At 44.6% G+C, this 23,908-nt stretch carries 24 protein-coding genes; 13 read left to right on the forward strand and 11 right to left on the reverse strand.

Annotated elements, in window-relative coordinates; all coding sequences use genetic code 11:
- The first annotated feature begins 38 nt into the window (after positions 1 to 38).
- Positions 39 to 377, forward strand: coding sequence for a hypothetical protein (locus tag CTT31_RS22770; RefSeq protein ID WP_260492621.1), 339 nt, complete (start codon positions 39 to 41; stop codon positions 375 to 377).
- 121 nt (positions 378 to 498) lie between these two features.
- Here CTT31_RS22770 and CTT31_RS22775 read toward each other — a convergent pair whose 3' ends face one another.
- The 5 genes from CTT31_RS22775 to CTT31_RS22795 all read right to left on the reverse strand — a co-directional run bounded on the left by CTT31_RS22775 (position 499) and on the right by CTT31_RS22795 (position 7,281).
- The gene (locus CTT31_RS22775) at positions 499 to 1,488 is read right to left on the reverse strand and encodes a sensor domain-containing diguanylate cyclase (RefSeq protein ID WP_260492622.1); all 990 of its coding nucleotides are present in this window, start codon (positions 1,486 to 1,488) and stop codon (positions 499 to 501) included.
- Positions 1,489 to 1,507: 19 nt separating this feature from the next.
- Complete coding sequence (locus CTT31_RS22780) at positions 1,508 to 2,602, reverse strand: uroporphyrinogen decarboxylase/cobalamine-independent methonine synthase family protein (RefSeq protein ID WP_211856655.1); 1,095 nt, start codon at positions 2,600 to 2,602, stop codon at positions 1,508 to 1,510.
- Positions 2,603 to 2,876: 274 nt separating this feature from the next.
- A complete protein-coding gene (locus CTT31_RS22785; RefSeq protein WP_211856653.1) occupies positions 2,877 to 4,910 on the reverse strand; it encodes a S9 family peptidase in 2,034 nt (677 codons plus the stop codon).
- Between the two features lie 324 nt (positions 4,911 to 5,234).
- Positions 5,235 to 6,275, reverse strand: coding sequence for a methionine synthase (locus CTT31_RS22790; RefSeq protein WP_010370114.1), 1,041 nt, complete (start codon positions 6,273 to 6,275; stop codon positions 5,235 to 5,237).
- 28 nt (positions 6,276 to 6,303) lie between these two features.
- Positions 6,304 to 7,281, reverse strand: a complete 978-nt coding sequence (locus tag CTT31_RS22795) for a DUF1852 domain-containing protein (protein WP_045990348.1) — start codon at positions 7,279 to 7,281, stop codon at positions 6,304 to 6,306.
- 465 nt (positions 7,282 to 7,746) lie between these two features.
- On the opposite strand from CTT31_RS22795, the gene CTT31_RS22800 reads away from it, so the two are divergent.
- Positions 7,747 to 8,556 (forward strand): sulfite exporter TauE/SafE family protein, encoded by an 810-nt coding sequence (locus CTT31_RS22800; RefSeq protein ID WP_260492623.1) that lies wholly within the window; start codon positions 7,747 to 7,749, stop codon positions 8,554 to 8,556.
- A gap of 55 nt (positions 8,557 to 8,611) precedes the next feature.
- Here the strand turns inward: CTT31_RS22800 and CTT31_RS22805 are convergent, their stop codons facing one another.
- Positions 8,612 to 9,676: a linear amide C-N hydrolase gene (locus CTT31_RS22805; protein WP_260492624.1), complete on the reverse strand. Its 1,065-nt coding sequence runs from the start codon at positions 9,674 to 9,676 to the stop codon at positions 8,612 to 8,614.
- Positions 9,677 to 9,949: 273 nt separating this feature from the next.
- On the opposite strand from CTT31_RS22805, the gene CTT31_RS22810 reads away from it, so the two are divergent.
- Positions 9,950 to 10,435, forward strand: coding sequence for a GNAT family N-acetyltransferase (locus CTT31_RS22810; protein ID WP_260492625.1), 486 nt, complete (start codon positions 9,950 to 9,952; stop codon positions 10,433 to 10,435).
- Between the two features lie 32 nt (positions 10,436 to 10,467).
- On the opposite strand, the gene CTT31_RS22815 is transcribed toward CTT31_RS22810, so the two are convergent.
- Entirely contained in the window at positions 10,468 to 11,331 is an 864-nt protein-coding gene (locus CTT31_RS22815; RefSeq protein WP_260492626.1) for a LysR family transcriptional regulator, read from the reverse strand.
- Between the two features lie 27 nt (positions 11,332 to 11,358).
- Complete coding sequence (locus CTT31_RS22820; protein ID WP_260492627.1) at positions 11,359 to 11,823, reverse strand: hypothetical protein; 465 nt, start codon at positions 11,821 to 11,823, stop codon at positions 11,359 to 11,361.
- 286 nt (positions 11,824 to 12,109) lie between these two features.
- On the opposite strand from CTT31_RS22820, the gene CTT31_RS22825 reads away from it, so the two are divergent.
- The 6 genes from CTT31_RS22825 (at position 12,110) to CTT31_RS22850 (ending at position 17,033) form a co-directional block, all read left to right on the forward strand.
- Entirely contained in the window at positions 12,110 to 13,102 is a 993-nt protein-coding gene (locus tag CTT31_RS22825) for an LLM class flavin-dependent oxidoreductase (RefSeq protein ID WP_260492628.1), read from the forward strand.
- 334 nt (positions 13,103 to 13,436) lie between these two features.
- The gene (locus CTT31_RS22830; RefSeq protein ID WP_211857494.1) at positions 13,437 to 13,847 is read left to right on the forward strand and encodes a nucleotide triphosphate diphosphatase NUDT15; all 411 of its coding nucleotides are present in this window, start codon (positions 13,437 to 13,439) and stop codon (positions 13,845 to 13,847) included.
- A 20-nt stretch (positions 13,848 to 13,867) separates the two neighbouring features.
- Positions 13,868 to 14,308 carry a DUF2214 family protein gene (locus CTT31_RS22835; protein ID WP_130165792.1) on the forward strand — a complete coding sequence of 147 codons (441 nt, stop codon included), beginning with the start codon at positions 13,868 to 13,870 and terminating at the stop codon, positions 14,306 to 14,308.
- On the forward strand, positions 14,305 to 14,721 hold the full coding sequence (locus CTT31_RS22840; RefSeq protein ID WP_039496449.1) for a VOC family protein: 417 nt from the start codon (positions 14,305 to 14,307) through the stop codon (positions 14,719 to 14,721). Before CTT31_RS22835 ends, CTT31_RS22840 begins: the two co-directional genes overlap by 4 nt.
- Positions 14,718 to 15,377, forward strand: coding sequence for a YoaK family protein (locus CTT31_RS22845; protein WP_211856639.1), 660 nt, complete (start codon positions 14,718 to 14,720; stop codon positions 15,375 to 15,377). The genes CTT31_RS22840 and CTT31_RS22845 overlap by 4 nt, the downstream gene beginning before the upstream one ends.
- A gap of 519 nt (positions 15,378 to 15,896) precedes the next feature.
- Positions 15,897 to 17,033: an MFS transporter gene (locus CTT31_RS22850; protein ID WP_260492629.1), complete on the forward strand. Its 1,137-nt coding sequence runs from the start codon at positions 15,897 to 15,899 to the stop codon at positions 17,031 to 17,033.
- 90 nt (positions 17,034 to 17,123) lie between these two features.
- On the opposite strand, the gene CTT31_RS22855 is transcribed toward CTT31_RS22850, so the two are convergent.
- From CTT31_RS22855 to CTT31_RS22865, 3 genes are read right to left on the reverse strand one after another with little or no spacing between them, the layout of a single operon-like run.
- A complete protein-coding gene (locus CTT31_RS22855; protein ID WP_260492630.1) occupies positions 17,124 to 17,930 on the reverse strand; it encodes a heme ABC transporter ATP-binding protein in 807 nt (268 codons plus the stop codon).
- 1 nt (position 17,931) lies between these two features.
- The gene (locus CTT31_RS22860) at positions 17,932 to 18,987 is read right to left on the reverse strand and encodes a FecCD family ABC transporter permease (protein ID WP_039496456.1); all 1,056 of its coding nucleotides are present in this window, start codon (positions 18,985 to 18,987) and stop codon (positions 17,932 to 17,934) included.
- Positions 18,987 to 19,904, reverse strand: a complete 918-nt coding sequence (locus tag CTT31_RS22865; RefSeq protein ID WP_260492631.1) for a heme/hemin ABC transporter substrate-binding protein — start codon at positions 19,902 to 19,904, stop codon at positions 18,987 to 18,989. Before CTT31_RS22865 ends, CTT31_RS22860 begins: the two co-directional genes overlap by 1 nt.
- Before the next feature lie 63 nt (positions 19,905 to 19,967).
- Between CTT31_RS22865 and CTT31_RS22870 the strand changes: the two genes are divergently transcribed.
- The 4 genes from CTT31_RS22870 to CTT31_RS22885 all read left to right on the forward strand — a co-directional run bounded on the left by CTT31_RS22870 (position 19,968) and on the right by CTT31_RS22885 (position 23,908).
- Positions 19,968 to 20,708, forward strand: a complete 741-nt coding sequence (locus CTT31_RS22870; RefSeq protein ID WP_260492632.1) for an energy transducer TonB — start codon at positions 19,968 to 19,970, stop codon at positions 20,706 to 20,708.
- A gap of 14 nt (positions 20,709 to 20,722) precedes the next feature.
- Positions 20,723 to 21,226 carry a MotA/TolQ/ExbB proton channel family protein gene (locus CTT31_RS22875; RefSeq protein WP_010370061.1) on the forward strand — a complete coding sequence of 168 codons (504 nt, stop codon included), beginning with the start codon at positions 20,723 to 20,725 and terminating at the stop codon, positions 21,224 to 21,226.
- Positions 21,219 to 21,626: a biopolymer transporter ExbD gene (locus CTT31_RS22880; RefSeq protein ID WP_039496462.1), complete on the forward strand. Its 408-nt coding sequence runs from the start codon at positions 21,219 to 21,221 to the stop codon at positions 21,624 to 21,626. The genes CTT31_RS22875 and CTT31_RS22880 overlap by 8 nt, the downstream gene beginning before the upstream one ends.
- 164 nt (positions 21,627 to 21,790) lie before the next feature.
- Positions 21,791 to 23,908: a TonB-dependent receptor domain-containing protein gene (locus CTT31_RS22885; protein ID WP_260492633.1), complete on the forward strand. Its 2,118-nt coding sequence runs from the start codon at positions 21,791 to 21,793 to the stop codon at positions 23,906 to 23,908.

Below are 23,908 nucleotides of genomic sequence, written 5' to 3' on the forward strand. Positions count from 1 at the left end.
GCAATTCTACAGCTCATCATAATTTAAGGTAAAAGTTAATGAAAAGATTCTTTCTAGGGATCATAGCTTACACTTTTTCATCGTTAGGATGCATCGCTCAAGAGCAAAATATGAATTACGCCTTTATTGGGCATTGGATATTTAGTAAACATGAAACGATTGAGAGTTTTAAAAATTCAGGAATGACAGAAGCCGAAGTCAACAAGTTCTCATCAATATTACAACCAGCAGAAATAATCATAACCGAAAATATATATTCAGGGTTTATTCGCGGCAGAGCGCCAACTCATACTCCATATTCAATTATTTCTGTTTCTGACAGTGGCCAATGCTACAAACTTCAACTTGAGGATCCAAGAATACCTTTAGATATCTAAACGCATGGAGTGTGCGTAATCAACGATAAGCTCTTGCTTCCATCTGTTAAGGGTTCAAAGGAAGTTTTTAACAGAAAACGATAACATGATGCTTATATAGCATGTTAAGTCTGTATTTGCGTTATTCAGGCTCTACACGTATGCAGTTTCTACCCGCCTTTTTTGCTTGGTATAGGGCAGAGTCAACTCGCTTTAGCATCTCTGATAAGTCTTGACCATCTTGTAAACTACCTACGCCAAAACTGGCTGTTATCTTGTGTGGGCAGGACAATTGAATGGCTTCAATTGCTTTACGGATCCGCTCAGCTACTTTCTGTGCATCATTAAGACTGGTGTTGGGGCATAAGATAAGAAACTCTTCACCGCCCCAACGAGATGCGATGTCCGTTGACCTTAGACTATTTTGAATTTCCTGCGACACACGCATCAACACTTCATCGCCGATATGATGGCCAAACCTATCGTTTACTTGCTTAAACAGATCCAAGTCCAGAATAATCGTACTGAGGGGGAGCCCGTTAGTTAAACACTCTGCCGTTTCCTCGTGTAGTGCCTGATTCATTTTCCTACGATTGTATAAATTGGTGAGTTCATCCTTATTCGAAAGCACTTCCAATTGTGCGGCCTTGACTTTATCTTGTGTGACATCCAGCATCAGGCCAATTGAATTAAGGGGCTGACCAATGCCGTTTAGTAGCGTTTCACAGTGGTGTCTTACATAAAGTGTGGAGCCGTCAGCTCTAGTTACAACATGCTCAAATGTGGTGCTTCCACCGTCAACAAAAACATTGTGGAGCTGCTGTTTTATTGCTAGCTCGGCGCTTGGATCTAGTGCATTGATAAAGTCGTCCCACTGTGTAATGGCTTCGCCATCAATACCGAGCATTGCAGCAAGTTTATCGCTCATTTTAACGCTGTAGGTTAGGTGGTTAAGCCGCCACGTACCGACATTAGCAAGCTTTTGAATATCCAGCAGAGCTTTTCTGTCGTATTCGTTCTCACGTAACCTTTGTTGCAGCTTGTGGTTTTCTATTTCTAATGCCAGAACTTCATCTTCAAGTTTAGCAATTAGATCTGCGTCATCTGATTTAGGTGGAAATACTTCGCTCATGCATAACCCATTGGCTAATTCAATTTTTCTGCGCACGTGTATTGAGTGCTTCTTCGGCCATTTGTGTACCGACTAGTCGCGATTTTATTTTTTCATATACTATTTCTCTGGTTGTTGAACTATCATCGGCGAATGGCGAAAAACCGCAATCATCACAAGTGCCTAGCTGTGGAATAGGAATAAACTCACTCGCCAGTAACACGAGATCTCGTACGGATCCAGGGCTCTCAATTTCGCGACTGTTCGGGTTAATCACACCAATAAATACACGTTGGAAGGGCTTGAGGATGCTGCCTATCAGCTTCAGGGTTTTCTTGGGGTTCTCTTCACCTCTAAGTGCAACGTAGAAGCTTCCTGCATTTATGTCGAAAAGCGTAGGCAGCAGATATTTATAGTCAATGTCGGCGCTATGGGTTGCATCAATATCAGCTCCCGGACAGGTATGAATACCAATTCGTTGCCTTTCGCTATCACTAAATTGGGCGAGACATTTATTGATTAGCTCAACAAAGGACTTGAGGGTCTGACCTGACGGGTCTAGTTTTAAAGACAGCCTCGCTTCTGTAAAGTCAATTTGTACTTTGTGTGCACCCAGTGCTAAGCAGCGTTTTACTTCGCCAACATGCTCAGTTATCAAATCACTGATAAAGCTTTCGTGATCGTAATTTTCAATCCCGTGAGATGGATAAACTAAGCTCAACATTGAAGGAGAAATAACGGCTTGTTTGACGGGCACAGTTGCGTGTTTGAGTGCGAAAGCGAGAAATTCATCCGCCGTATGTTGATAGCGAAATGGCGGTACTTTAAGGTGTGGCGCAAAGACCCGAGAGTGACCATCGTTAAAATCAACGAGCAAGCCCTGATCTGAGTAGCAAGGTGAATCGTGTAAGCAATAGTGAGCAAAACCATCAAACTTTCTTTGCTCGCCATCACTGACGACCTGACAGCCAATCGCTTCGAGCTCTTTTATCACTTGTTGTGTTTCGTGCTCTGCAATTTCGTTTAAAACCGCGTAACTTATCTTTCCTTGCTTATAGTCCCTGTAAGCGCTTATTAAACAGGGGTTTCGAGGAATTGATCCGATTTGTTCGCTGGGGATCTGGAACCGCGCCATCGTAGTCTACCTTTTCGAGTTGCTTATTCTAAGTAAAACGATAAAAAGCCATAAATAACCAAACAATTGTGCGCTTATACCAACCCAGTTACTTTGTCTGTTTTACAACCACACAAGCGCCAATGTGAGTATAGGATCAAATAGATATAATCGCCTTGATTGCATGGGATTTTAGTCGGTGAGATAACCGTTAGCGGAAAGTTCGCTACTTTTCTAAATTTTAGATTAAAAACGAGTCGATTTATGAAAAAAGCCGCTTTACGCGGCTTTTTCCTTACTTCTTGTACTTTTCAAACCAAGCGAGCGAGTGCTCGATTTTGCTGATCATCCGAGAAGGACGGCCTGCAATTCCATGTGGCGCACCTGGAATTTTGACCAGTACAGAGTCAATTTTACGTAGCTTAAGTGCTTGGTAGAACTGTTCGGTTTCGGCCATTGGCGTGCGCAAGTCTTCTTCACCCGTCATTAGCATGGTTGGTGTAGTTACGTTGCCAACAAGCGAAAGCGGTGAACGCTGCCAATAGTGTTCCATATGCTCCCATGGCATACCCGGGAATTGCGTTGGAATTTGACCAAGGCCACTGTCAGCGGTAAGCACTTTACTCAGCCAGTTGATCACAGGCTTTACGACAACCGCAGCGTTAAAACGGTTCGTTAAGCCAATCGCGTAGGCTGTTGCGATACCACCTGCAGAGCCGCCAGCAATAAACAGATTATCTTTGTCGATAAAGCCTTTCTCAAGCATAGCGTCTACCCCTGAGTTATGATCGGCAAAGTCTTCTTTCGAGCTGTATTTGTACTTGAGCAACATCGCAAAGCGCTCGCCGTAAGAGCTACTGCCTCTGTGATTGTCGTAAAATACCACATAACCTTCAGCGGCATAACGCTGTAATTCTGCTGAGAAATGGGGGCCGTAGGCTAAGTGTGGGCCACCGTGAATTTCTAGTAGTAATGGATATTGTTTTTTCGGGTTAAAATTTGGTGGGGTAATATACCAGCCCTGAATTTTCTCCCCGTCGAACGACGAGTTATACGTGATCTCATGCACTTTACCAAGGGTTTTATGTGCAAGTAGGTCTTCGTTAAGGCGGGTTAATTGCGTTACTTTGCCTTTTCTTGTTGTGATAGCGATGTCTGCAGGGCGCTCGCTCGAACCTTGAGTAAAGGCAATTTCCCCATCAAAGTTAGCACTAAATTCACCGCTTAGATAAGGGCGACCAAGGGTTGTGCCTGAGAGTGTATCTGTGATGTCGGTAATTTTGCCTTTTGTGGTGATGCTCGCGAGCTTTCGCTTGCCGTGGTCATCGTACGTCATCGCCAGTCTATCACTGCCAATCCAAGTTGGGTCTTGGATTGAGCGGTCAAAGTCTTTGGCAATCATGTGGGAGGTTTTGTCCTGCCAATCCATAATATTCAGTTTGCTATTACGGTAAGGGTTTAGCGCGTTCGATGCACTAAGGTAAGCCAGTTTTTTACCATTTTCGGAAAAGCTAGGTGCGTACTCACGACCAGGAGCCGACGTAAGCTGGGTGATATTACGGTTAAAATCAACTTCGAATAAGTCGCCTTCTAGGCGCTTGTATTCCCAGTCTGCAATGCGGTTTGCTGAAAACACAATCGCCTTTGCGTCTGCTCGCCACGCGAGTTTCCCACTATGGTGATAATTACCAGAGGTTAATTGGCGTGGCGTGCCGCCTTCACTCGGTAACACGAAGATCTGGCGATAGCCGGGTTTGATAAGGCCACTACCATCAGCTTGATAGTAGGCTTTGTCGATAACAATGGCAGAATCGGACCACTTCGCGCCTTTTGGTTTTTCTGGCATTTTGGCAATGACCGCTGGCTTTTCGGCAACCTTTTGGCTAAAAGCCAGCCATTTGCCATCTGGTGACCAAGTTAAGCCACTGATCCCAGATTGTAACTGTGTAAGTAGTGCCGTACGGTTTTGAGCAAGATAATGCACATGAATTTGTGTGCTACCGGATACATTGCTCACAAAGGCGATTTTGCTACCATCTGGCGACCAACGAGGTTGACTGTAATTGTTTTCATCAGAGAAGAGTGGTGATTGTGCACCTGACTTAGTATCGACCAGCCACAGGTTTTGTCGCTTAGCATCCTTCATTACATCATTGCTGTTACGCACATATACCACTTGAGTACCATCTGGTGATATTTGCGGGTCGTTTGCATATTCCAGCTCAAAAATGTCTTTAGCCTGTAATCCCACCTCAGTCTGTGCGACTGTTGGCAATGCAGCGCAAGCCAGTAAAGTGCAAATGAGCGTCCGTTTCAATCCATAAGGCATAATGCCACCCTCTGTATAATTTTTATTTAGGGCTACATAGTTATTCAGGTGCAATTCAATGTCACCTAATACGCGATAGAACGAAATAAAAACTCGATGTGTCAAATAGAATGGGAATGAGTGGCTGTTTTTTGTGTGAAATCGGATGAAAGTTGCGGATGTTTGAAGTGAGTGTCCGTAAGTTATCTGCGCGTAAGTTATCTGAAAAAATGAGTGTTCATCAATAATGGAAAGGCCGCTCAAGCTGCGCCGCTATCATTCCTTGAAGGCGGCACATAATTTAAGTTCCATTTAGCTGCTAGCGTTATGATTAACCAAGCTTGATTAAGCTGATTTTTTGGCTAATAGCTCTTGGCGCACGAGTTCAGCCCCTGCGCTCAATGCAGCGAGCTTACCTCTTGCCACTTCACGAGAAAGTGGTGCCATACCGCAGTTAGTGCATGGGTAGAGTTTGTCGGCGTCAACAAACTCAAGCGCTTTGCGTAGTGTGTTGGCAACTTCTTCTGGCGTTTCGATGGTGTTGGTTGCAACATCAATCGCACCAACCATCACTTTTTTACCACGGATCAACGCTAACAAGTCGATTGGTACGTGAGAGTTATGACACTCTAAAGAGATGATATCGATATTGGATTTTTGTAGCTTAGGAAACGCCTCTTCATATTGACGCCATTCTGATCCTAAGGTCTTTTTCCAATCGGTGTTGGCTTTAATGCCGTAGCCGTAGCAGATATGCACAGCGGTTTCGCATTTGAGTCCTTCAATAGCGCGTTCAAGCGCCGCAATGCCCCAGTCGTTGACCTCATCAAAAAAGACATTAAACGCCGGTTCGTCAAATTGAATGATATCGACTCCAGCAGCTTCCAGCTCTTTGGCTTCTTGGTTAAGGATCTTAGCAAATTCCCATGCTAGCTTTTCACGGCTTTTGTAGTGGTCATCATACAGCGTATCTATCATCGTCATGGGACCTGGCAATGCCCATTTGATAGGTTTGTCTGTTTGGCTGCGTAAAAATTTGGCATCTTCAACAAAAACTGGCTTTTGGCGAGATACTGGGCCAACCACGGTCGGAACACTGGCATCATAGCGGTCGCGAATTTTTACCGTTTGACGCTTCTCAAAGTCCACACCGCTTAGGTGTTCAATAAAGGTGGTTACAAAGTGCTGACGGGTTTGCTCGCCGTCACTCACGATATCAATCCCTGCAAGTTGTTGCTCTTGCAAAGCAATACGTAGCGCATCGTTTTTGCCATCAATAAGCTCGTCGCCCTCTAGTTTCCAAGGTGACCAGAGGGTTTCTGGCTGAGCAAGCCAAGCGGGCTTAGGTAGACTGCCAGCAGTAGACGTTGGTAATAGTGTTTTCATAATAAATGCTGTTCCATATTCCCGTTGATTATAAAGCGTAATTTGCAGACCACTGTTCAAGCACGGTTTGGTAAGGCTTGATAAAATGCTCTTCGGCAAATCGACCTTGTGCAATCGCCAACTGGCTGCGCTCTTCGCGGTCATAAACAATCTGTGTTAATGAGTGATCTAGGTTTTTTAAGTTTGGCTGATAGCACTTGCCTGCAACCGCATTGGCGTTGTAAATCTCAGGGCGGTAGATCTTTTGGAATGTTTCCATAGTGCTGATGGTGCTGATCAACTCCAGATTGGTGTAGTCATTCAGTAAGTCACCAAAGAAGTAAAAAGCCAAAGGTGCAACGCTATTTGGTGGCATAAAGTAGCGCACCTGTAAGCCCATCTTTTTAAAATATTGCTCAGTTAATGATGACTCATTTGGCTGATATTCAAAGCCAAGCACCGGGTGCTGATTTTCAGTGCGGTGATAGGTTTTGTTATCCGATACACTTAGGCAAATCACCGGTGGCTTACTAAAGTGACTCTTGTAAGCTTCTGAATCGACAAAGTATTTAAATAGCTTACCGTGTAAGTCGCCAAAGTTAGCTGGGATGCTGAATTTAGGTTGATCTTTATTATGATCAAGCAATAGCACGCTAAAATCATAGTCACGTACGTAAGATGAGAAGTTGTTACCAACAATTCCCTCAATGCGTTCATTGGTTTTGTGGTCAACAATATTGGTTTTTAACACCTCAATTGACGGGAAAGTTTGTCCACTGCCTGCAATATCCATATCAACTGAGACTATCTCAAGCTCAACAGAATAACGGTCGCCTTTTGGGTTATCCCAGTTAGCCAATGCGTTGAAGCGATTATCAATCATCTTTAAGGCATTGCGTAAGTTTTGCTGGCGGCTTTCGCCTCTTGCCAAGTTAGCAAAGTTAGTGGTGATCCGCGTGCTGTTTGACGGATGGTAATTCTCGTCAAGACGAATGCTCTTAATAGTGAAAGTAAACTCGTTATTCATGTTCTTCAGGTATCCAATTCTAATGCTGACGCGCTCGGCAATTACGTTTCACTGCGATAAACAGATATCCACGGGGACGCAGTGAGAGTGCCGAACATTAAGTGATGTGAGATTTATACGTGGATCACAAGATGAAGAAAAACGGTTTTATTTCACATAAAACATGAGTCTGATTCATGAGTTACAAAAATAGATGCCGCTTATTGAGTCATATGTGCAGAAAATATGAGCAATTGTAGAGTGAAACTCTTTGGAAATCCGAAAGTCTAGACTGCTAAATGTCTAAGTTGCATTTGTTTCAAGTAAAACGTGAGGAATATTCAAGGCTTATCTAAGTTAAAAGCACCAATGGCAAAGCGTTATGTTGTTATACTCGCCAGCGCTTAGGTGGCACAAAGGCTAAAAGCAACGCCGATATTGCTCACTTAGGTGATTGCGCCTCAATTAAAAGAAGAGATAAGTGGAATGAGTGAGTTGATATTGTTGTTTGTGTATTGTGCACTACTCGGTAGTGTTGTCGGCTTTTTAGCCGGGTTGTTAGGTATTGGCGGTGGGCTGGTTATTGTTCCGGTGCTTAGCAGTATTTTACTGTATTTTAAGGTGTTACCACCGGAGCAGGTGGTGATAGCCGCCGTAGCGACATCGCTGGCATCCATTTTATTTACTTCTACCTCATCGGCAATCGCGCATCATAAAAACGGCAATGTACCATGGGATTTAGCGCCGTGGATAATGACGGGCGTTGCATTAGGCGCGCTTATCAGTGGTTTTTTGGCTGCGCTATTACCCGAAAATGCAGTGCGCATTGTATTTGCAGTAAGCGTGGTATTGATAGCAATAAAAATGTTTTATAGCAGCAAAAATGAGAGCACAACCCAAAGACAGTTGCCAAATAAAGGCATACTTACGGTATTAACGACGATCACCGGTGGTTTGTCTGCCATGATAGGTATTGGTGGTGGAGCGCTTCTGGTACCGCTGTTGACGTTTTTCTCTGTTGATATGAAAAAGGCCATAGGATGCGCTTCTGCATGTGGCATTGTTATCGCGCTCTTTGGTTCCGTTGGCTACATTAGCTCGGGCAGTGCGCACTTTGCACTTTCGGATGGTTTCGCCGGATTTGTTTATTTGCCAGCCCTGTTAGGAATTGTGTGCACGTCTTGGTTCACCGCTCCAATGGGGGCTAAAGCCACGCATCACTTACCTGTTGCCACGATTAAAAAGGTATTTGCTGTGCTGCTGTTAGTGATGGCTGTGAATATGGCGGTGAATTAAGTACTTTTGAGCCAAAACGAACTATGGCGTGTTTGGCTCAGAAGCTCTGCTTATCTTACTTTTTGAACGGATCTTCGGTTGGTTCAAAATGTTTGTTTAACTTGCCATTTCTGGTGCTATTGATGTACTCCCCAGATGGATCTTCGCTTATCAATGTGAAGGCACTGACTGGCGATTCAAAGTTAAAGTTTGCCAATTCCACCCAAGCAACATGAGGCGTGCGAGCATTGCAAAAGTAATAGGTTTGGCTCCTATGTGCTGCAACGGTTGTCCACAAGGTATTAGATATATTTGGGCTGGCACTGCTTGTAAAATTATAGCCAAGGGGTACTGATGCACTTGCAGCAACCGAGCGAGCCTGTGCAAGGGCATCATGCTCATCGTTTGGTAAATCTAAGTGATTAAGATAAAACGCAGCGCGCTCGAATCTATCGGTTGAGTATGGACCACCAGGGATCGTATGGCTCGGCTGACTGTTTTTATCACTCCATTGCCACAGCCAATAATCATTAATCCTTAGCTGATCTTCATAACTTGGTTCATTGGTAACTATGCGATAGTCAGCGCTGTGATGGATCTTAAAAACCCCATTCTCAACTTCGATAATGGCTGAATCGCCACTGATATCCGACACTATTAAATGCAATGCTGCGGTTTTACCTTCGCTGTTAGGTACTTCTGCACCAACGATCTGAATTTCTTGTTTGCTGAATACGTCAACGACTTCCTTGACGAGTACAAATTTGTCTAACACATATTGCAACCATCTCAGGACGCTCAGCTGCTTTTTACTTTTGCATGCTGATTTACCGTACGTCGCGCCTGAGTCGTACAATACATTTGCGACAAGCCCCATAGAGTTCATACCATCGGAGGCTGCCCAGCCACTGCAATCATCTCCAACCATAGCGACCACACTACTATAGGAAGATGTCCACGTAAGTGGGTTGCGAGTTTTCTCACTTGCTATTGCCTCTAGCTCCGAAACAGGCTCAAGCCCCGATTTTTTTAGTCCTTTTTCAAGTACAAACAAGCTGGTAGGTAATATAAACATCCAGTCCATATTTCTGGCAGTAGCTAAATATGCTCTATTCCAGTTATTAAAAGCTCTAGTACACATAACAACCTCACAAGAAAATTAAATATCCTTTTGATGAGTGGTTTCTCATCAACCTACTGTTTCATACTAGGCTTTGAGAAAGGCTAAATACATTACATAAAGTTACAGTGCATTACATGAATGGTGTCAGTAACCATTAGTACGAAAAACTAACGATTCGACAAGTATTCGTCTCAGGCTCCCTAAAACAAAAGTGGTGTGAGGTTAGTAGAATGAGTATATTTGCAAGAATTGGGTTAATTGCTATCAGGTATGACGTTTAGAGGAAATGGGATGATAAGAGAGATAACTCGGGAAGATTTTGAGTCGTTTTGGCCAACGTTTTCAGAAGTGATCCAAGCGCAAGAAACGTATGCATTTGACTCAAATATGAGTATGGAGCAGGCATTTTTACGTTGGTGTGAAACGCCGCTCAAAGCTTTTGCATATGTTGAAAATGGGCAAGTACTTGGCAGCTATTATTTGCGACAAAATGCGATGGGTCCGAGTAGCCACATATGTAACTGTGGTTACATGGTGTCGAGTTTGGCTCGTGGTAGAGGAATTGCACGGCTGATGTGTGAACATTCCCAGCAGCAAGCGTTAGCGCTGGGGTTCGAAGCCATGCAATTTAATAGTGTGGTATCGACCAATGAACTGGCGATTAAACTTTGGCAAAAGCTTGGTTTTACCATTGTGGGCACCATTCCCAAGGCATATAAACACAGGAAATTGGGCTTGGTTGATAGCTATGTTATGTATAAATGGTTAGCTGATTAAAATGGACAGGCTCTAAACTAACGTGGCGAATGTTATTTTGCGCAGTCGATCAGTATTTGTTTACTGCACATAGTCTTAAGTAAAAAGCTGATAAGCCGCTTGACGTTGGGTATGGATTTTTTTGTTGGATGGGTCAAGATCCATAAATCTGCATAGTGCTCACTCGCTGGTGCAAATTCAATTAAATTAGGGAAATGCCTTGCAATATAGTGCGCCCCTCTGATCATACCAAGCCCTTCGGATGCAGCCTGATGACGCAGCACCAAATCTTCAATTGATAGAGAAACTGGGGCGGTTGGATAGGGCGTATCAAGTAGCCAAGTCGGTCTTTCTGCTACGCCGGCGGTTATCCAAGAAACGCTTTCACTCGTGCGTTTATCGAGATAGTCTTTATGCATGAAGTAACCAAGTGAAATCGGAAATAGCCGGTGACCAACTAAGTGCTCATCCGGAACGTGAGAAGCTCGGATCACGACATCGGCTTCTGATTTCTCTAGATCGGAAAGTGCATAGGTAGTATTAATCGACAGCGTGAGGTAAGGATTGTTTTGCTGAAATTCATGTAATTCGTCTAACAAGACAAACTGCAAAATCGCTGGGGGGATAGATAAGTTTATTTGTCGCTTTAACTGCTTAACCGAAGTATTAATTTGGCTTAAGTGAGGGGCAAGGCTAGCTTCCATGTTTTCAGCGGCACTGAGCAGTTGCAGTCCCAATTCAGAAAACGAGACTTTGCCTTGCGAAAGCATGCATATATCAAGACTAAAGCGTTGATTTAAAGCATGTAGTCTACGAGATACCGTCGTGTGGTTTACGCCGAGAACTTTGGCCGCACCTCTGAGTGTATTGGCACGCTTTAGTGCAAGCAGTAATTGAAAGTCGTCCCAGTTTTCCATGCCTACAACACCAAAGTTTAGATGCAATTAAAGTAAAGTGTTTTTCGCATCATGTACAGCGAACGCAGATATTTTCCATTCACCATCAACTAAATAGACGTAATAGCTTGCGCCTACTTTATTAAAAAGTGCGCCTGATTGGGTGTACCGCTCAGCGATGTTACTTACCAACGCAATATTTTTATCAAGAAAATGAATGCTGACCTTGCTCCATTTTACGTGATTGACACCTTGTTCCTTCAGGCGTGTTAAGAATACTTGCACCTGTTTATTCATTTGCGTTTGTGTGATCACGCTCGGCTTTGAACTTGATGACATTAACATAAGCGTATCTGTGTACAGTTGAGGACTGGTTGGTAAATCACCAGTTTGCAGATAATGGTTGTATTTACTCATGTAGCTGTCGAACAGTTTATTGATTTTAGCTGTGTCCGTTTCTGCCAATAACTGGCTACTAAAAGTAAATAAAATAAATAGGATAGCGGTTCTCATAAGGTGTTGCTCCAAGTCAGTTTTTTATGAGTCTAGCAGGCAAAAGCTGGTTTTATGTGGATTATTATGTGATTGCTATGTTGCGCTTACGCACCACGAAACTAAACAATTTTTTCAAATACAGGATTAGCCTAATTGTCGAGTCAGCAAATCACAGATGAAGCAGGCTTGTTATCTGCAACATAACGATAGTCGAGAATCAGCAACAATGTAGTGCGGGATTTCGGATTGAAATAGAAGTAGCAACCCTTACTCTATGGTGTAACTCAAACCGTTAAGGATTGTTATGACTTCACTTGCTAACATGCCATTTTCTTTGCTCGAATTAAGCCCGATGAAAGAGCGAGATACCGTTTCACAAACCCTCGCTAACAGCGTGGCTTATGCGCAAAAAGCGGATGAACTTGGCTTTAAACGCTTTTGGATGGCTGAGCATCATAATATGCGTGGCATTGTCTGCGCAGCAACCTCCGTATTGATAGGGCATATTGCCGGACATACTCGCAATATTCGGGTGGGGGCGGGTGGCGTGATGTTGCCAAACCATCCACCGTTAGTCGTCGCTGAGCAGTTTGGCACCTTAGAAAGCCTCTATCCGGGGCGTATTGACTTGGGATTAGGGCGCGCACCTGGCAGCGATCCTATTACCAGCCGAGCACTACATCGCGATGACAGGCGTGCGGAGCAATTTGACGATGAAGTTGCTGAATTACAAGCCTTGCTCGGGCCTTATGATGGTCACTCCTCGGTGCGTGCTATTCCGGGTGAAAACACCAAGGTACCAATCTGGTTGCTTGGTTCGAGTCTTTATAGTGCCCAGCTCGCCGCAAAGCGAGGTTTACCGTATGCATTTGCGGGTCATTTTGCGCCACGATTCGTGCATGATGCTATCGCGCTTTATCGCCGCGATTTCCAACCATCAGAGGTATTAGATAAACCTTATGTAATGCTTGGTTTACCCGTAGTTGCAGCCGATACCGACGAGCAAGCGCAGTATTTAGCTACTACGTCAAAACAGCGTATCTTAGCGTTGATGCGAGGTCAGGCGTTATGGTTGAAACCCCCCGTTGACTCGATGGACGGGTTGTGGAATGCCCAAGAGCAAATGCAAGTCGAAAGCTTTTTAGGCCTATCTGTGGTTGGAAGCCCCGGGACGGTCCATCATAAACTCAGCATGATTAAACGTGAATTAGCGGTCGATGAGTTTATTTTTACCAACGATTTATACGAGCTAAGTGATAGAAAACATGCGCTTGAAATCTTGGCGAGCTTAACGTAAAAGTCGGAGTGTGAAGGTAGTACTTAAGAGAAGGTTTGCGGTACACTGTGAGTTAAAAATTTACAAGGAACGAAAGTTGAAAACGACTTGGTTGCGTATCCTTTCTCTACTTATTCTGCCTTTTATGTCGGGGCGAAAGAAATAGCGCTGACTTTTGATGACGCCCCATTACTGGGGAGTGAGTTGATGTCAGGTACGGAAAAAAGACGCTCCGTCATGAAAATGAAAACACTAAGGTACTAGAAGCTAAACTTGCTGAGCTTGAGGTGTTTAAATCACCCTGAATAATAAGTTCAGCGAGACAATATTTGCAGTAACAACTAAAGGAAAAATGATGGATCAAGTTGTACGCGTCGGGGTTGGTGTGGTCATAATGCTCGATAATAAAATTTTGCTTGGTGAGCGTATTGGTGCTCATGGCGCACATACTTGGGCAACGCCGGGTGGCCACTTAGAGTATGGAGAGGACATTGAGGCATGTGCAATAAGAGAGGTGCATGAAGAAACGGGGCTAGATGTTGTAAACGTTGAAAAGCTTGGTTTTACAAATGATTATTTTGCCGATGAGCAGAAACATTATGTCACTTTGTTTGTCATGGCAAGGTGCGATACTCATGATGCAGAAGTTAAAGAGCCAAATAAATGCAAACAATGGCAGTGGTTTTCGCTTGATGAATTGCCGCAGCCTCTGTTTTTGCCTTTGGTGAACTTTTTAGAAGAAAACAACACACTTTATCGATACTAAAATAGCAATTGGGGCATAGCATGGAAGAGGTAGTCGTTAGATATATTCATTTTATCGGTATTTTATTTTTGGCATCGACGCTCGCGATTGAAAACGTGCTACTCTCCAAATCAATGAGTAGTCAGAGCATTAAGCGGTTAGCGGTAGTTGATGGCTTGTATGGTGTCAGTGCGCTTGTAACCCTTGGCGCAGGGTTAACGCTATGGTTTGCAGTTGGCAAGCCCAGTGAGTTCTACACTAAAAATCCGATTTTCCATGCCAAAGTCGGACTATTTTTGTTAATCGCTTTACTATCTATCATTCCGACTGTGTTTTTATTGAAGCACCGTAAGACAACAGCAGCTAATTTGTCTGTGCCCCAGCGCATCATCGTCATTAAAAGGCTAGAAATGCTGTTACTTTTAGTTTTACCGCTACTTGCTGCACTTATGGCAAGAGGCTATGGGTTGCCCTCATCATGAAACAAAATATTGTCAATATTGCGCTCGTCGTTAAAGACTACGATGAAGCCATCGACTTCTACGTCAATAAACTAAGTTTTGAATTAATAGAAGACACCTATCAACCCGAGCAAGACAAACGCTGGGTGGTGGTGGCACCGCCTAATTCTCATGGTACGACGTTACTACTTGCCAGAGCTTCTACGCCAGAGCAGCAGAAGTTTATTGGTGATCAAGCTGGTGGGCGGGTATTTTTATTTTTAAATACCGATGATTTCTGGCGTGATTATGAGCGCATGAAGTCTATTGGTATCCAGTTTATTCGCGAGCCACAAGAGCAAGATTATGGCACGGTTGCTGTATTTGAAGATCTCTATGGCAACCGCTGGGACTTATTGCAGCTAAACCCTGATCATCCCATGGCAAAGAGATGATCTCAAAGTTACCAAAATGGGTTGAGGTCGGCGCCTTTATATTGGCGCTCGTCGCAGGATTTGTGAATGCAATCGGCCTACTTAGCTTCGAGCACCAATCTGTTTCTCATTTATCCGGCACTGCGACTATGTTTGGAACCAGCTTTTTAGGTGGCAACCTCAAAGAAACCCTGCACTTATTTGGTGTGTTAATTGCGTTCTTGCTTGGCTCTGCACTTGCTGGCTTTTTGCTGCATGGCACCACATTAACCCTTGGCAAGCATTACGATACCGCGCTGATACTTGAAGCTATTTTGCTTACTGTATCTCTCGTATTACTGATACAAGGCTCATTTTACGGCCACTTTTTTGCCTCCGCAGCTTGTGGACTACAAAACGCATTGGCTACTACCTACAGTGGGGCTGTCGTGAGGACAACCCATGTAACTGGAATTGTTACGGACTTGGGACTAATGATTGGGGCTTTGTTTAGAGGCGAGCCTTTGGATACCAGAAAAGCAAAACTGTTTGTGTTGATAATCTCAGGGTTTGTGGCAGGTGGTGTGTTGGGCGCTTGGCTTTATAATAAGTTTTACTTTCAGGCGCTGTGGTTGCCCATAACCAGCTGTTTGCTGATTGCAGGTGTTTACCGCTTTGCGCTTAGGGACAGGAGATAGTAAGTGGTTGTGTTGATATATCTTGGTTTGGATTATTGACTACTTAATCGACATCGTATAAATTGGCTCGCGATTTTAATTTGGATCTTTCCACGATGTTTTACATCCTATATAAGAATTTTGTCAGAAGGCTTAGCTCCGCGCATTAACACGATGAAGTGTTGCTCGGAGCTTACTTTCTAAATCTTCATCAGAGACATTGGCGACTACCTGAATAAAGGTGGGCAGCGTTAGTGTATCTGATGATTGGAAAGACGAAGCCGGCGATGATACTTCATCGCCGGCTTTTTTGTGCCTGAAATACAGGGGCACAAGTTTTCAAATTTTTTGAAACGGGAGGTCGGCATCACAGCCGAACTCCCGTTTTTTATGGATGTAATTTAATGAACTTGATTTTAAAAGGCCTGATAATGTCAGGCAGTAACCTAAACAAAGACCAACTTAATATTGGCTTTACTGCTTTTGCTTTGCTCATAATTAGCAAGGTAAGCGTTTGCTGCGCAGAACAGGGGTAAAGAGATGTTATTGACTTTATTGCTAGCCTTTATCGCGTTTTTAGTCGGGGCAGATGAGCTGATGCTTGGGCCCATTCTTGAGCCTATTGGGCTCGAATTAGGTGTAAAGCCTGAGCGAGTTACACTGTTTATTACCACTTACAGCGTCGCCCTTGCGATTGTGGCTCCGCTATTTGGGGCGCTGTCGGATAAAGTAGGACGCCGCGCCATCATCTTACCTGCAATCGTGGTTTTTGGTGGGGCTTCCATCGCGACAGGGCTTGTCACTTCATTTGAATGGGGCTTAGTTGCTCGTGTGATCACAGGTATTGCCAGTGCTGGCATGTTACCTATTGCGTTCGCCATCGCGGCGACCTCTGATGGAGATGCGCTCAAACGGATCGGTTGGGTGCAAGCTGGTTTAACTCTTGGCATGATCTCAAGCCCTGCGTTTGGTGCGTTTTTAACGCATTTAATGTCGTGGCGAGCCGCTTTTGTTGCACTGGGGATCGCCACTTGGGTTGTTGCGTTATTACTGACTGTAAACCATCGCGCCATCCCAAATGACAAAGTGGTTGAAGGCACCAAAATACCAGTAAAACTGTGGCAAATACCAGGTGTTGTTGGTGCGCTACTTACCATGTTTATTGGGTTAGGTGGTGGTATTGGCTTGTTCAATTTGATTGGTCAGCACTTAAGAGATACACAAGCGCTGTCAGTGTGGTTTATTGGTGTACTGTATGCCTTATTAGGCTTAGTGAGTGTTGTCGGAAACCTGATGATGCCAAAGCTTGCAACCCATTTTGAAAGTGGGCGACAGGTCATGCGTGCCTCGTTGGTAGTTTGTCTAATTGCTAGTAGTGGCATTTATTGGTATCAAGGTGTCTCTCTCATACCTTTGTACTTTTTGATGACTCTTTGGGCATTGGCTGGCGGCGTTGGTTCACCGGCATTACAGGCATATATTTCAGAGCTTTCGCCTGCACATCGCGGTGTGCTCATCTCACTGGCTATGAGCATGATGCACATTGGTGTAGCGAGCTGGTCTGCCGTCGCAGGCTTTGCTTATAGCCTTGGTGTGACTGCGATGACGCTGCTTGCTATTACTTTGTTTAGTCTTGCTATTTTGTGTTTGCGCCCCGTAAAAGGCGCATCAATTTAGGAAAACTACTTAGTTTTGGCTTCAAAGCAATGAGCTGAGTTAATCGGTTTATTAAACAGGCTGGTGTATGCCAGCCTGTTTTCGCGCTGGTTATTTTTCTGCCGAAAGTCCAAATGCCTTTGCTACTCCAAGCATGGGTAAAAACGTGTCTGAAAGCGTGATCTCAGCTTCAATTCCGTAAGTACGATGTAGCTGCGTATGACTAAGGACTTCCTCTGGGGATCCGGTGGCAACCAATTCGCCCTGTTGCAGCAGATATACTTTATCGGCAAAACTTGCGGCAAGGGCAAGATCATGAACTACCGCAACTACGCCCGCCCCCTGTTTGGCTATCTGCTGAGCTAGCTTCATGACTTGATACTGATGATATAAATCCAAGCTTGCAGTAGGCTCATCAATCATCAGGTAGCAGGGCTTGTTAGCATCTAAGGTAGGTAGCAGCTGGCAAAGTACCCGTGCAAACTGAACCCTCTGTTTTTCTCCTCCTGATAGCTGAGTAAAGCAGCGCGCCGCCAAATGATCGACCGATAAAGTCCGCATTGCTTGCTGTGAATATTCACGAAGCGAGTCTGGTGTACAATTGTGCTGATGTACATAGTGCGACATATCCACTATCTCTTGCACGCAAAATGGGAACTCACAATCATATTGCTGTGTGAGTACGGCGCGGATATGGGAAAGGTCTAGGGCATTTAAGTCTTGCACCCTTTGTTGATGATAGGTGACATCGCCCTGTGATAGAGAAATATCGCCGCACAGCGCCTTGAGTAGGGTAGACTTGCCTGCCCCGTTGGGGCCAAGAACAACGGCAAACTCCCCCGGGTTGATTGAAAAATCAATGTTTTTGAGCAACAATTTTTGCCCCACTTGGACACTGACGTTATGCGCTTCTAACATACTAAAGCTCCTTTATACGATACGTTTTTACCAGCATGATCAGGAAAAAAGGGCCTCCTAAAGCACTGGTGATAAGGCCTATCGGTAATTCAGATGGGAGAATGAGTGTGCGAGCGAGTAAGTCTGCCAAACACAGTAAAATTGCCCCACCCAACATCGAAGCAGGTAACAAATAGCGGTGATCTGGGCCGATTAATAAGCGCACTATATGAGGAACAATAAAGCCAACGAATCCAATAATACCAGTTAGCGCAACCGCTGCACCGGTGCACAATGCGGTATAGGCAAACACTTTCTTTTTTAGGCGCACGACATCGACCCCGAGGTGTCTAGCTTGTTGCTCGCCAAGTAAATAGAGGTTGAGCGGTTGAGCTAAGCGGCTAAAACCAAAGCAGCATGCCAGCATTAAACACAGCGATGGGATGATAGTTGTGAAACTATTGCCTGCAAGTGATCCCATGCTCCAAAAGGTTAGGTCGCGTAACTGTTGATCTGAGCTGATCAACGTTAGTATTCCAATGACCGCACCAACAATGGCGTTTACTGCAATACCCGCTAACAACAAACTGACAATTGTGAAGCGATTACCTTGGCTGGATAAACGGTAGATTAAACTACACACACCAAGACAGCCCAGAAAAGCACCGATTGGCACGGCGTAAATTCCATAATAATCCGCAAAGCCACTGAGTAACGTGGAGCCCAATACGATGGTACTAATTGCGCCGAGTGCGGCACCACTAGAGATCCCAATTAACCCTGGATCTGCCAGCGGGTTTCTAAAGATTGCTTGCATTGCGGCGCCGCATGCACCAAGTCCAGCACCAACCACAATTGCGAGCACTAATCTTGGAAATCTAATTTGCCAGATCACCGCATGTTCTAAGTTGCTTGATTGACCTGCAAAGAGAATATCCATCAGACGACTGTAGCTAATGCTCACTCCGCCGCTGGTAAGGCCAATAAAGCTCACCACGATACAGCCAATAATCAGTCCCAACAACATCCATTTTCTGGCAACTTCAGCGGGAATTAAAGATTGCTCGAGTGCTAGCATTACAGAGACTCATTTTTTGGTGCTGACTGGGCTGCTCTAAATCGGTAACCCTTGGGCAGTGTGGCGTTTGGGTGGAGTAAGGTAGCGAGCTCAACTACGGCTTGTGGAGTGCGTGGGCCCATGCCAAGTAAATACGTTCCATCGATAAGTATAACTCGGTTGTTTTTAACGGCACTTGAGAACTTAAAGTGGGGAACTTGGCTTAAATCCGTTGCTTTTTGCTCGCCATGGCGGCCCATACTAATGATCACATCTGGATCCATGGCGATAGCCGCTTCGGTTGCGAGCGGCTTCCAACCGTCAAAATGCTGTGCAGCAACATTAACGCCGCCAGCCGCGTTGATAACCTCATCTGCAGAATTTCCAGCACCCGCAACAATCGGTTGGCCACTACGCAGGCTCAAAACAAATAATACCTTAGGTTTGTTGTTCACTTGTTTCAGGACATGCGTTAAGGCCTTTCTGTCGGCTTGAATATACTCGACTAGCGCTTGGCCTTTATCTTTGACTGCCAGTAACTCGGCGATTGTTGTTATTTTTTCTTCGACGCCAGCAAGATCATCGTTATCGCTGAAAATAAAAGTGGGTAATCCGGTGTCTTGAAGCTGTTTTAATACCTTGTCTGGGCCTGTATCTGCTTCACCGAGTAGTAAATCAGGATTAAGGGAAAGGATCCCTTCAACGTTGATTTTTCTTACGTAACCGATTTGTGGTTTATCGGTCGCAGCAACAGGAAATACGCTAGTACTGTCCACGCCAACGATACGATTTTCCTCGCCAAGTGCATAAATAATCTCTGTGATAGAGCCACCAGAAACCACAATGTTTTTGGCACCTTGCTCCGCATAGGTAGGTTGTAGAACAGAAGTGAGTAATAGCAAACTAGAAGTTAGCAGTGTCGTAATTTGAGCTTTCATTACAGATCCAAACTTGTTAGTATTTATTGCGAATAGTAACAGTTATCATTTGTCTTTATCAATATGAAATTAATTATCTGCATCACAGTCTCCGCTTTGCTGCATGGTTTGTGGTGGTTATTTCCTACAAGCTCTGCGCTGGTGTGGCACTCAGGCGTTGCTGCAAATGAAGTGAGTAAAGTCACCAAACCACTCATGATTTCGTTTGCGGCACAATCTTCCCAAGAGCCGCCTCAAAAAGTGGTAGCAGAGCAAGCGCCATCTGATTTTAATGGCACCACGCACTTACTTAAAAAACCACAGAAGCAAGAGCAGAAAGCCAAGCCTGTACCTAAACCTCAGCAACAGGCCAATGAACTGCCACAACCTAAAAAGCTTAATAAAGCCATAGTGCCTGAGAATAAAAGGACTATTGAAGCAACGGAGCCTACCTCAACACGAGAAAATACGTCGCAGCAAGAAGCAACGCAAATAGCCTCAGCGAGACATCTCAGTGAAGCAAATAGTACCGATGACTCTCCTGTTAAATTAGATGCTTTACCTCTATTCAAAGCACCAAGACCTGCGCTTAGCTACCCACTACGTGCCAAGCGAAGAGGGCTTGAAGGCGTGACTATTTTTGAAATTGAGCTGGACCAAAAAGGCGAAATCGTGAATTTAACTTTGGTTAAAAGTAGCGGTCATCAATCTTTGGATATTGCTGCTCGCAAGAACGTTGAGCAATGGCAGTTTCATCCAGTTTTTCGTGACGGTAATGCTGTAAAAGCCTTGTTTACCGTACCCATTAAATTTTCCCTTTCTTAGAGAGTAATACTACGATGCAGTCCTGGTTTTCCCAACTTGGCCCGATGCAATGGCCATTTTTATGTTTGTCGGTTATTGCGCTTGCGGTGATCATTGAGCGGCTTTGGGTGCTTAGCCGCGCTTGGTTTACCGTTCATGAAATCAAGCGTAAACCCCATTTTTTTCGTAGCAAAGCAGTCGGCGCTTTGCGGTTACAAGGGTATGTTTTTGAGTGGCGTAAGCGGTTAGTGATCTTAAGCATTATCGGCACGTTAAGCCCATTAATGGGACTCTTTGGCACCGTCTGGGGGCTGGTATTAATGTTTAAAACCATTGCCGAAACTCAGCAAGCGGTGACACCCGCGTTATTAGCGGATGGATTATGGGAAGCCATGTATTCAACCATGGCGGGACTGGCGATAGCCATGCCATGTTTACTTATTTATGGTGTTTTGCAAGCGATGGTTGAGCGGTTTCAAAGCGAGCTTGTGCTCTATATGAATACTCAATTTACCTTGGTGGAGGCAGATAATGCTTGAGCTGCCAACACCCAAACCTCAGCATCTAGGTGCTGATTTAACCGCGTTACTCGATGTGCTTTTTATCGTCCTTGTATTTTTGCTGCTCAGTGTGGCGGTAAAACTCAACGTCTTGGAGGTCAACTTACCAACAGCGGGAAAAAATGGTGAGGTTGTACTGGAAAAAACACCTAAGGTAGTGAGCATCATGTTCAATCATGATCAAATAGCCTATGCCTTAGACGAGCAGCCGTTTAGCGCGGAAAACACGCTGATACAAGCGCTTGGTCATTTAGACAAGTCAGAGGTGATTTATATCGCCGTGGATAAACAAGTACCCAGCGAAGCACTGGTATCACTTTTTGCACAGCTTAGTAAGCTTGAAATTCAAGTAGCGAACTTAATAGTTAAAAGCGAATAAAAATAATTACCATTTAGGTTGGTGTGTGTTATATTGCGCCGCGACAATCGCATTTCATCTTGGGGAGTCTGTCTACTAAAGGCCGGCACTATGTTAGAACACTAGGGAAGATCAGGGGCAAAGTTGAAGTGCGTGTAAAAAATAACGACACTCGGAGTATTCTTATGCGTTTATCTAAATTAACCCTTTTCATCGTGCTTGCCACTTCTGCCACCTGGGTACAAGCCGCCTCTTCTGCCAATGAGGATGTAGATCAGTCGACAGTGGTAAAAACAGACTTAGATGCAGTGACTGTAACGGCAACACGTACCGCAAAAACTGCATTGCAATCGGCACAAGCAGTGAATGTTATTTCGTCGGAGCAAATAGAGCGCAAATTAGATAGCAGTGTATTTGAAACCTTAGATACCATTCCTAATGTTTCCGCCAATGGTGGACCAAGAACGACAGGACATAAGTTCAATATTCGTGGTTTTAGTGACGCGGAAGACGTGATGGTGACGATTGATGGCATGCTGCAAACTTTTGAAAAATATCGCATGGGTAGCCTGTTCACTGATCCGGAATTATATCGCTCAATAAGCATTAAACGAGGCACGAGTACCGTACTGCATGGCGGTGGTGCGCTTGGTGGTGTTGTTCAGTTTGAGCTAAAAGACGCCGCTGATTTTTTACAGGATGGTGAAGTCGCTGGCGCTAAAATTAAACTCGGTTATGACAGCAACAATGCTCAGAAAAATGCTTCGGTGATCGCTTTTGCAAGGCCGAATGATTCGCTCGACTTGCTTGCTGGTGTGGTAAAGCGCGACAGTGATGATTGGGAGCTTTCTAATGATGAAGCTTTGGACAACTCGGCAATAGAAAATAGCTCTGTTCTGTTAAAAGGGGAATATTTCTTAAGTGATGATGCTATTGTGGGGGCAAGCTACACCGAAACCACAGATAACCAGCGAACCGAGTTTAATACAACAGATCCAGGCGCATGGGGAACGGTGTACCGTGAGGTAGAGCAGTCCGTTACTAATCTGAGTTATGAACTAAACCCTGCAAATAATCCCTACCTGAACCTCAGCGCTAAGGCCGGTTATACCAGCAGTCAAGTGACTGAATCCGATGGTGTCGGCATGCTTGAGGACTACATTGGTATTGAATCAAACTATGAATACAACATCACCACTCTGGATGTAATGAATACCAGCGTATTGGACTCACATACTTTGACCTATGGTGTGCAATATACCGACAAAGAGCGAATTGGTGAAAAGACAGCATTACCTTGCTTAAAACTTAACTACGAGACCTATGCTTGTGAGCAATACGGTCCGACTCCAACCACCGCTGAGATGACATCCCAACCGGGTGGTACGCAAAAGCGCTCCGGTGTGTATATCCAAGATGAATTTACTTGGCAGCAACTTACTGTGATCGCAGGGCTTCGCTATGAACGCTATAGCACCTCACCAACAGCTAAATTTCAACAGGCGTTTGCAGCATTAGATAGTAAAGTGACACACAGTGATTGGGCGGGTGCTTTGAGTGTAAATTACCAACTGACACCACAGTGGGCTGTGTTTGCAAACCGCCAAGAAGGTTTCCGTGCGCCACTCATTGACGAGCTGTACGATCAATACGGTGGCAGACAGCCAGGATTAGCGTTAGACGTAGAATATAGCAATAACACCGAAGTTGGCGTGACCTATCAGGCAAATAACATACTCACTGACAATGACACATTAACTGCGCGTTTTATCTACTTTGATATCTCGGTAGACGATGAAATCACGTCGGTCACCAGTAATGTGACCAACCCCGTACCTGCACCACGTTATGCTAATCGCGCTAGCAATGATAGAGATGGCATTGAGCTGGAAGTAAACTTTGCAACACCACGCTTTTACAGCAACTTTTCTTACAGTGACATAGACGGCAAAGATCAAGACAACAAGCCTTTATGGTATTTGCCTGCAGACAAAATGGCTTTAGATTTAGGTGCCTCGTTATTTGATCAAGCCGTTCAAGTTGGTACGCAAATAGTCAGGCGTGGCGATCGTGATGTGCAGGTGATGGACAGTGCAACAAGGCAATACTCAACGCAAACACAAAAAAGCTACACCCTGACTGATTTATATGCGAGTTGGGATATTAATGCTGCCTTTAATCTAAGAGTTGCTGTCGATAATGTTTTTAACAAAGAATACAAACTGATGGCTGGTACCGGTGGTGGAATAGGCGATTACGGTTTTGGCCGCAACATTAAAACCCAGATCAGCTGGCGTTTTTAA

The organism is Pseudoalteromonas maricaloris, assembly GCF_024746855.1.
Taxonomy (GTDB): Bacteria; Pseudomonadota; Gammaproteobacteria; order Enterobacterales; family Alteromonadaceae; genus Pseudoalteromonas; species Pseudoalteromonas maricaloris.